Below are 7,612 nucleotides of genomic sequence, written 5' to 3'. Positions count from 1 at the left end.
GATAAAGGTTTCTTCCCTTTCAACGCACTCACTCCTAGGACGGAAAAGCCAAGGACATGCCCCTTTTTATCAACCTTTTCCATAATAGCATCATGCGCCGTCTCTCTAACATAGCCTGGCTTACGTTCAAACGAAACCTCAAGGTAATCGCCCTCTTTGTCATACCAGACCTTTATTTTCTTTTCCACTGCACACATGGACTTGCTCGAAACTAACGTTTTATCATCTCCAAAAAATATGGACTCGAAGCGTGGTTCAATCAAAAATTCAAACAAAAACCCATGGTGACTACCGTATCAGACTTTGAACTTATTTGTCAAACATTTTAATGAGGTCTATGACCTTCATGAATTCTCTCGATTGCATCGAGAATATCCTGCAAATACACCTTAACTCCCCCATCCCCTCTTATGGTTTTTGCCTCTCGGCTCCAACCACTTCTTCGTCCACCCGCTGCGGCGGGTACCCGGACTCGGTCGACTAAGAGGGGAGAAAAACACGCAACCATCTATCGCCATCTCTCCAAGTTTACAAATAAAGCATTTACGATGCCCTTGCAAACTTGCCTTTAAACTCGTCTTCCACTTTTGCCGCCAGAAATAATTTAAGAAGTGTTTGATAAGGCACATCCCTTTTATTCGCTAAGATTTTGAGATGCTCCAGCAACGATTTGGGCAGTCGCAAAGAAATTGTTTCAGTCGAGGGCTTAAGATTAGGGAAATGAACCCTCCGCGCCTTTGTATAGTCAACATATTCCGTAGAATCATGAGTCGCCCAAAAGGCTGCTTCTTTCTTTTCGCTCCTAAATTTCGGGATCTTTCTTAAATGCTGCATCATAGCTCTCCCTTTCCTTTCGACTCATATCTCTTGCGGAAATAACCCTGACCAAATCCTTCCTGACTGTAAAAACAACAAAGAGCAACCGTCCTTGATCCGTTCTTCCTAAAACGCAATACCGAGGCTCAACCCTCGAATGGACTTCGTCTTGAACCACGACGAGAGGCTCGTTGAAGAAAACGTCCTCACATTCAAGAAACGAGACTCGATGTTTCTTCCAATTCTTGGTAAGGTTGCCTTGATCCCAGTCAAATCCTTTAAGCAACCCAACCCATTTCAATGACCCTTTTGGGGGTCATCGTGTGCAATAAAAGCCCCACCCGCCTCTACCTCACCTCGCCTCCCTTGTTTTGTAGTCGCCCCATTTATGGGGCTGCCCGATGAATCGGGCGACTACACAAGCCTGAACGAGAGAGAGGAATCCAACATCCATCATCCATGATCCATCATCCACTTTCATAACAAGAGGGGCTAGAGGAGTTACTTCAATTACGAGTCCACCATTCTCTAAGCCACTCTGAGAACGTACCGCTCACCACACTGGGAACAAAACAGTAGCTTCAAAGACACAAAAATGACGTCATTGCCGATTTGTAATTCCTCAGCTTCGGTTAAGAACTCGACTCCTGCAGCTACATCAGAGACTTAATTTGTTCGTCCAGTATTTTTATTTTGTTTTGAACCACGTCCCAAACAATTTCTGCGTCAACCCCAAAATATTCGTGTATCAGTATATCCCGAAGACCGCCTATCTTTCGCCAGTTTATCTCCGGCTTTTGTTCCCGCACATCCAAAGGTATATTTTTTATCGCTTCCCCTATCACCTCTAAATTTCTTATAACCGCATCAAACGTCTTTCGATCCTTGACAAAGGCCTCAAAGGTCATGAGCGTAACATATTCATTAATTCTCTCAATTGCATCGATAATATCCTGCAAATACACCTTATAATCACGTCGCATATATCACTTCAGAAAGAATGGCATCACGCAATCTAGGTTTAATAGCCTCTCGAATCACCAGATCCACTTTACAGGCTAAAAGATCTTCTAAAAATATTTTTAAATCCATATAATTGTCGTAAGATTTCTTTTCAAATTCGACCAAAAAATCAATGTCACTGGTCTCTCCCCCCTCATTTCTCGCAAAAGAACCAAAAAGTCCCAATTTTTTCACGCTTAATTTTTCTACCTTTGACCAATTTTTTTTGACCAAGGCCATGATCTTATCTCGATTTTGATTCATCTGATATTTCCTCCTAACTCCCCCATCCCCTCTTATGTTTCAATGACCCTTTTGGGGGTCATCGTGTGCAATAAAAGCCCCACCCGCCTCTACCTCACCTCGCCTCCCTTGTTTTGTAGTCGCCCCATTTATGGGGCTGCCCGATGAATCGGGCGACTACACAAGCCTGAACGAGAGAAAGGAATCCAACATCCATCATCCATGATCCATCATCCACTTTCATAACAAGAGGGGCTAGAGGAGTTACTTCAATTACGAGTCCACCATTCTCTAAGCCACTTGATATTCTCGAACATCTAACTTCACGCCAGCAATCACAGCCTCTTTCGCCACCTTTAGAAGACGGCCCGTGATTTTTTCTTCAACATATTCTTCCCCACAATTTTGACAAACATCCGCAGGAACATTTTTTACCACGAGTGTCATTCCTTCACGTTCCAAGGTCACGGTGGCCTTTGAAAAAACGGTCTCTCCTTGTTTACAAATAAAACATTTCATGGGACAACTCTCCTCTTAAAATCAACATCCCATTTCGAAGGATGCGGCTCATATACAGTAATCACCATTGCTTTTTTCTCCTCCATATCATATGCAGCAACAACATGGAGCGGTCTTCCACTACACCAACCCAAAATTAACTGGCTCGGGAAAGGAGAATCAGATGGGTAATCTTCGATCACAGCACCCATCTCCAGAACATACCTGACGTCAACTTCCGAAACGTTGCGCTCAAACATTCTTTGAATAGCATGTGTTCGAAAAGCTAACTTCTTAAATGTCATCCTAACCTACTTGACTTGAAAGATTTTCTTCATTAATTCAATATCACGCTTTTAATCTCGGCCAAAGACTTGCCTTCTTTTTTTAAGCGCTCGATCTCGAAATGCCTGATCACTACTTCCCTCAGGTCATAAAGGGTCATGCCCCCTTCAGTGGTTTCTGCCACCTTAAAAAGGCCTTCTTGGGTATAAAATTTGAGCGTTGAAACAGGAATGCCTAAGGTTCTGGCAACATCGGATCTTCTGAGGCGTAAAGATTTGAGTTTTAGAATTTCTTCTAAGACATTGGGTTCCATAAAATCCCCCCGTGATATTAAACAAATACAACGAATGCTACGACGTTGTCATCCCCGAGTGCTTTTATCGGGGATCCAGACGTCGTCCCCGCAAGCTTCAGCGAAGCAACCCCTTTCGCAGTAAGCGGGGAACCACCCACACGGATTCCCGCTTAAAACTTGCGGGAATAACAGCATTTTTATAATTCTTTCTTTCGATATCCGAAAGAGGCTTTACCACTATACTCATCTGCCTTTTTATTTGCAAGAAAAATTTAGGCCTTGGAGATTTCTTGAAAAGCAGCGTAGAATGGGGTTTTCGAAGAGGTATAAAGATGGCTCACATTTCGACTGTACCCCATCAAGAATTTAAAGGCACTTGCGAGACATCGTCTCCAGCTAATATTCAAGAAAGATTTCAAGTCGAAACACAAGAACTCCTTATCAAACGAACAAGAGTCATTGCCTGTCTCGGTTTTTCCTTGATACCTCCTTTCATATTGTTAGATATCTTAACCACACCTCGATTTTTCAAACTTTTTCTCACTTTACGATTGACCACAAGTACCATTATGTTTTTAATTTTTTGTCTTTCCTATTCAACTTTTTTTAAGAAATTTTCAAAACAAATGGGAGTGATCGTTGCTCTGTCTGTATCTTTAATGATTGCGACCATGATTAGATTTGTTGGGGGTTATGAAAGCAGTTATTATGCGGGTCTCAACACCGTAATCCTTGCCATGGGCCTCCTTCCTTGGAAAATTAAAGATATGCTGATCACAGGCATTCTCATTTATGTCTTTTATTTAATTCCCATTCTTATTTCCGATAAAATTACAGATTGGGCTATCTTTTTGAACAATAACTTTTTTCTGGTTACGACTCTCCTGATCTCTCTCGTTTCTTCACGACTTGGTTACCAACAACGCTGGAGAGAATTTATAGCGAAGATCAATTTAGAAACCGCCTATCTCAAACTCCAAGAGCTCGATCGCCTCAAGACCCAGTTCTTTGGCAATATTTCTCATGAGCTTCGTACGCCTCTGACGCTGATTCTGGCGCCTGTGGAGATGATGCTGAAAGATAAAGAGGGTCATCTAGAGCCCCATCAAACCAAGAACTTGAATGTGGTTCGCAACAATGCGCTGCGGCTTCTCAAGCTGATGAATCAGCTTTTGGATTTAATAAAAATTGATGCAGGGAAACTGGAGCTTCGTTTGAGTCAGGTGAAGGTGAGGGATTTCTTGAGAGAGATTGAGGATTCTATGTCTTCTCTAGCCGAGCAAAAGAATCTGAAGCTTTCTTTCGAGTGCGAGGAATCCCTTCAATCAGAATTCGACCGAGACCAGATTGAGAAGGTGGTCATGAACCTGATTTACAATGCGGTGAAGTTTACGCCGGAGGGCGGGTCGATTGAGGTAAGGGCGAAAACGGTAAAGAGAGAAAACACGGAAACGAATTCATGAATTCTATCCCAACCCCTATCCAAGAAAGATTCAAAGTAGAAACCCGAGAGTTATTGGTTAAGCGCATTCGTGTTTATGTCTTCATTGCAACCACTTTGGTTCCTCTTTTCGGATTTTTAGATCTTGTCACGACACCCGAGCACTTTAAATTTTTCATGATTTTAAGATTAGTCACCTGCTCAATCATTCTTCTTATTTTCGCAAGCTCTTACTTGAAATTCTTTAAGCGTTTTTCAAGAGAAGCCGGAATACTGATCGTGACGATTATAGGGCTCATGATCTCTATCATGATCCGATTTTTGGGCGGCTATGAGAGCAGCTATTATGCGGGACTCAATCTTGTGCTGCTCGTGATGGGACTTCTTCTCCCCTGGAAAATGAAAGACACACTTTACGCTGTTCTGATTGTGTACGCTTTTTATTTGATCCCCATTTTGATCTTTGATCACATTACAAATTTTCCCCTTTTCATCAATAATAATTTCTTTCTGCTCTCAACGATGCTCATCACTTTAGTGGCCTCTCACGTGGGACACCAATACCACTGGAGAGAATTTTTGGCAAAGACAGATATGGAAAAATCAAATCAGGCACTTGAGAGTTCTAATCAGGCTTTGATCTCAGCAAAAAAAGATTTAGAAGATTCTTATCTCAAACTCCAAGAGCTCGATCGCCTCAAGACCCAGTTCTTTGGCAATATTTCTCATGAGCTTCGTACGCCTCTGACACTGATTCTGGCGCCTGTGGAAATGATGCTCAAAGATAAAGAGGGTCATCTAGAGCCCCATCAAACCAAGAACTTAAATGTGGTTCGCAACAATGCCCTTCGGCTTTTGAAGCTGATGAATCAGCTTTTAGACTTAATAAAAATTGACGCGGGCAAACTGGAGCTTCGTTTGAGCCAGGTGAATGTGAGGGATTTCTTTAGAGAGATCGAAGACTCTATGTCGGCCCTAGCCGAGCAAAAGAATCTGAAGCTTTCTTTTGAATGTGAAGAATCTCTTCAGGGCGAATTCGACCGAGACCAGATTGAGAAGGTGATCATGAACCTGGTTTACAATGCGGTGAAGTTTACGCCAGAGGGGGGGTCGATTGAGGTGAGGGCGAAAACAGTAGATGAAGAGGCGGAAGAAGGTCTAAAAATCGATTCGGTCAATTTGTCTGAGAGTTCTTAAAATATCATCATGATTGCCTAACGCTATCATGCGAATCATATTTCCTTGCGCAAAGAAAACGATTCGGATATAAAGATCTACGCGAGCTTCAAATATCTTAGGTCTCAAGCGTTTGATACGCAGACCATAGGGAGCTTCCCCTGTGGTTTTATAGGAAAGGATATCTGAAATGGCTTCCTTGACTTTTTCCTGTTCCGAGGGGAAAAGTTTCTTGAAAATGGCCTTAAAATGAGACGTGTAGGTAAGTTCGAATCTGCTCATTTATCACTTGTCTAAATCTTCCAAAAGGTCTCTCTTGCTCGAAAATTTCTTTTCCTTTGGTAAAAGGCCTTTGCTCAACTTTTTCTCAAGGCGCTCCAAGAGATCCTCCGGATATTTATCTTCGAAAGACTGAGGGACAAGAATAATTTTATTATCCAGTCTTCTCACTGAGAGAAGATCCCCTCTTCTCAAACCTAAGGATCGAACAATATCTTTGGGCAACGTGAGTTGATTCTTACTTGAAATCTTGGCAAAAATCATATGCACAACCTCCCATTTGTAAGGATACCCTACTTCTGGGAAATATTCAAGCCTTATTTAACAATTCCTTCAGGCGGGTGCGAAAACCAAACAATTCCCCTCCCTTGATGGGAGGGGTTAGTCCGCATTTCTCATCAGATTTCGTCGGCGAGGAACGCCTGATTCTGCTTTGGAGGGGAGGTTGACGACCGAGGCCATGTGAGGCATACTTTACAGTATGTTGAGCGTGGCCGACCGAGTCTGCACCCAGAGACGAGGCGGAATCGGAGAAGAGCAGCAGAAATGTGATGAGAAATGCAGGTTAAACGATTACAAAAAATTTATTCTTGTTACCTGGCTTTAAACCACTTTGCTACGTCTTTGGCCCAATAAGTAATGAGGATATGAGCCCCTGCCCTGCGAGAGGCCGTGAGAATTTCTAGAACTATTTCTTTTTCAGAAAGCCAACCCTTTTCATGGGCCGCCTTCACCATTGAATATTCTCCACTCACATGATAAGCCGCCACAGGAATATGAAATTTCTCGCGAATATCTCGAATAATATCTAAGTAGGCCAAAGCGGGTTTTACCATGACCATATCTGCTCCTTCCTCAATATCAAGCGCAATCTCCCTTAATGCTTCTTCACGGTTTGAGAAAGGCATTTGATAACTCTTGCGATCTCCAAATTGAGGAGGGGATTCAGCTGCATCTCGGAAAGGGCCATAAAAGCCCGAAGCAAATTTGGCTGCGTAAGAAAGAATAGGGGTATCTTGAAAGCCCTTTTGATCCAAAGCCATGCGAATAGATTGAACCATTCCGTCCATCATGCCACTGGGGGCAACGATGTCCGCACCTGATTCTACGTGAGAAAGAGCTGTCTTTTGTAGCAATTTAAGCGTTAAGTCGTTATCAATAATTACCTCTTTCAAATTTTGAATTTTGAATTTTGAATTTTGATCTTTTAAGGTTCCACAATGCCCGTGATCCATGTATTCACAAAGACAAACATCTGTGATAACCAAAATTTCAGGGAATTCTTTTTTGATGGCACGAACGGCCTTTTGAACAATGCCGCCAGAGCCATAGGCTTCAGTTCCTTGAGCATTCTTTGAAGTTGGAATTCCAAATAAAAGAAACGCAGGGATTCCTAAGGAAACGGCTTCTTTAATTTCTTTCAAGACCTGATCAATGGAGCTTCGTAAAATTTTATTTTGACGCAATCGTCTCAATCGATGAATGGGATAGGGCATACAATTCCTCACTTTCGGAGGTCTCCTACAAAATTCTCCCCTTCTTTATTGACTTTTCCAAAGGGCATTTCAGGATCATGG

General features: G+C 42.4%; 14 protein-coding genes. 2 read left to right on the top strand and 12 right to left on the bottom strand.

Annotated elements, in window-relative coordinates; genetic code table 11:
* The 9 genes from HYS07_01270 to HYS07_01230 form a co-directional block, all read right to left on the bottom strand.
* Positions 1–188 (bottom strand): DUF2283 domain-containing protein (locus tag HYS07_01270; protein ID MBI1869805.1); only part of this gene is annotated, 188 nt, incomplete at its 3' end.
* A gap of 137 nt (positions 189–325) precedes the next feature.
* Positions 326–508: a hypothetical protein gene (locus tag HYS07_01265; protein MBI1869804.1), complete on the bottom strand. Its 183-nt coding sequence runs from the start codon at positions 506–508 to the stop codon at positions 326–328.
* A 35-nt stretch (positions 509–543) separates the two neighbouring features.
* On the bottom strand, positions 544–834 hold the full coding sequence (locus HYS07_01260) for a BrnA antitoxin family protein (GenBank protein ID MBI1869803.1): 291 nt from the start codon (positions 832–834) through the stop codon (positions 544–546).
* Complete coding sequence (locus HYS07_01255; GenBank protein MBI1869802.1) at positions 803–1,117, bottom strand: BrnT family toxin; 315 nt, start codon at positions 1,115–1,117, stop codon at positions 803–805. Before HYS07_01255 ends, HYS07_01260 begins: the two co-directional genes overlap by 32 nt.
* Before the next feature lie 352 nt (positions 1,118–1,469).
* The gene (locus HYS07_01250; protein MBI1869801.1) at positions 1,470–1,799 is read right to left on the bottom strand and encodes a DUF86 domain-containing protein; all 330 of its coding nucleotides are present in this window, start codon (positions 1,797–1,799) and stop codon (positions 1,470–1,472) included.
* Positions 1,789–2,082: a nucleotidyltransferase family protein gene (locus HYS07_01245; protein ID MBI1869800.1), complete on the bottom strand. Its 294-nt coding sequence runs from the start codon at positions 2,080–2,082 to the stop codon at positions 1,789–1,791. Before HYS07_01245 ends, HYS07_01250 begins: the two co-directional genes overlap by 11 nt.
* A 270-nt stretch (positions 2,083–2,352) precedes the next feature.
* Positions 2,353–2,580 (bottom strand): type II toxin-antitoxin system MqsA family antitoxin, encoded by a 228-nt coding sequence (locus tag HYS07_01240; protein MBI1869799.1) that lies wholly within the window; start codon positions 2,578–2,580, stop codon positions 2,353–2,355.
* Positions 2,577–2,864 (bottom strand): DUF4258 domain-containing protein, encoded by a 288-nt coding sequence (locus tag HYS07_01235; protein MBI1869798.1) that lies wholly within the window; start codon positions 2,862–2,864, stop codon positions 2,577–2,579. Before HYS07_01235 ends, HYS07_01240 begins: the two co-directional genes overlap by 4 nt.
* Before the next feature lie 32 nt (positions 2,865–2,896).
* Positions 2,897–3,157, bottom strand: a complete 261-nt coding sequence (locus HYS07_01230; GenBank protein MBI1869797.1) for a MerR family transcriptional regulator — start codon at positions 3,155–3,157, stop codon at positions 2,897–2,899.
* A 314-nt stretch (positions 3,158–3,471) separates the two neighbouring features.
* Here HYS07_01230 and HYS07_01225 point away from each other — a divergent pair, with 314 nt between their 5' ends.
* Both HYS07_01225 and HYS07_01220 read left to right on the top strand, forming a co-directional pair.
* Positions 3,472–4,602: a hypothetical protein gene (locus HYS07_01225; GenBank protein MBI1869796.1), complete on the top strand. Its 1,131-nt coding sequence runs from the start codon at positions 3,472–3,474 to the stop codon at positions 4,600–4,602.
* Positions 4,599–5,777 carry a hypothetical protein gene (locus tag HYS07_01220; protein ID MBI1869795.1) on the top strand — a complete coding sequence of 393 codons (1,179 nt, stop codon included), beginning with the start codon at positions 4,599–4,601 and terminating at the stop codon, positions 5,775–5,777. Before HYS07_01225 ends, HYS07_01220 begins: the two co-directional genes overlap by 4 nt.
* Here the strand turns inward: HYS07_01220 and HYS07_01215 are convergent.
* The 3 genes from HYS07_01215 to hemB all read right to left on the bottom strand — a co-directional run bounded on the left by HYS07_01215 (position 5,739) and on the right by hemB (position 7,531).
* Positions 5,739–6,038 carry a hypothetical protein gene (locus HYS07_01215; protein ID MBI1869794.1) on the bottom strand — a complete coding sequence of 100 codons (300 nt, stop codon included), beginning with the start codon at positions 6,036–6,038 and terminating at the stop codon, positions 5,739–5,741. The genes HYS07_01220 and HYS07_01215 overlap by 39 nt on opposite strands.
* Positions 6,039–6,041: 3 nt before the next feature.
* Positions 6,042–6,299 carry an AbrB/MazE/SpoVT family DNA-binding domain-containing protein gene (locus HYS07_01210; protein ID MBI1869793.1) on the bottom strand — a complete coding sequence of 86 codons (258 nt, stop codon included), beginning with the start codon at positions 6,297–6,299 and terminating at the stop codon, positions 6,042–6,044.
* A 329-nt stretch (positions 6,300–6,628) separates the two neighbouring features.
* Positions 6,629–7,531 carry a porphobilinogen synthase gene (hemB, locus tag HYS07_01205; protein ID MBI1869792.1) on the bottom strand — a complete coding sequence of 301 codons (903 nt, stop codon included), beginning with the start codon at positions 7,529–7,531 and terminating at the stop codon, positions 6,629–6,631.
* Between the last annotated feature and the right edge of the window lie 81 nt (positions 7,532–7,612).

Source organism: Chlamydiota bacterium (assembly GCA_016178055.1).
In the GTDB taxonomy this organism is placed as follows: domain Bacteria; phylum Auribacterota; class JACPWU01; order JACPWU01; family JACPWU01; genus JACOUC01.
The sequence above is the reverse complement of the archived record's forward strand: the minus strand, read 5'-3'. Positions and strand labels throughout refer to the sequence as shown.

What these genes read in the sequence shown, in the direction of transcription:
- HYS07_01250 (MBI1869801.1), bottom strand. Translation starts at nt 1,799, where the DNA reads ATGCGACGTGATTATAAGGTGTATTTGCAGGATATTATCGATGCAATT.
- HYS07_01220 (MBI1869795.1), top strand. Translation starts at nt 4,599, where the DNA reads ATGAATTCTATCCCAACCCCTATCCAAGAAAGATTCAAAGTAGAAACC.
- HYS07_01260 (MBI1869803.1), bottom strand. Translation starts at nt 834, where the DNA reads ATGCAGCATTTAAGAAAGATCCCGAAATTTAGGAGCGAAAAGAAAGAA.
- HYS07_01225 (MBI1869796.1), top strand. Translation starts at nt 3,472, where the DNA reads ATGGCTCACATTTCGACTGTACCCCATCAAGAATTTAAAGGCACTTGC.
- HYS07_01265 (MBI1869804.1), bottom strand. Translation starts at nt 508, where the DNA reads ATGGTTGCGTGTTTTTCTCCCCTCTTAGTCGACCGAGTCCGGGTACCC.
- HYS07_01235 (MBI1869798.1), bottom strand. Translation starts at nt 2,864, where the DNA reads ATGACATTTAAGAAGTTAGCTTTTCGAACACATGCTATTCAAAGAATG.
- HYS07_01230 (MBI1869797.1), bottom strand. Translation starts at nt 3,157, where the DNA reads ATGGAACCCAATGTCTTAGAAGAAATTCTAAAACTCAAATCTTTACGC.
- HYS07_01210 (MBI1869793.1), bottom strand. Translation starts at nt 6,299, where the DNA reads ATGATTTTTGCCAAGATTTCAAGTAAGAATCAACTCACGTTGCCCAAA.
- HYS07_01245 (MBI1869800.1), bottom strand. Translation starts at nt 2,082, where the DNA reads ATGAATCAAAATCGAGATAAGATCATGGCCTTGGTCAAAAAAAATTGG.
- HYS07_01215 (MBI1869794.1), bottom strand. Translation starts at nt 6,038, where the DNA reads ATGAGCAGATTCGAACTTACCTACACGTCTCATTTTAAGGCCATTTTC.
- HYS07_01240 (MBI1869799.1), bottom strand. Translation starts at nt 2,580, where the DNA reads ATGAAATGTTTTATTTGTAAACAAGGAGAGACCGTTTTTTCAAAGGCC.
- hemB (MBI1869792.1), bottom strand. Translation starts at nt 7,531, where the DNA reads ATGCCCTATCCCATTCATCGATTGAGACGATTGCGTCAAAATAAAATT.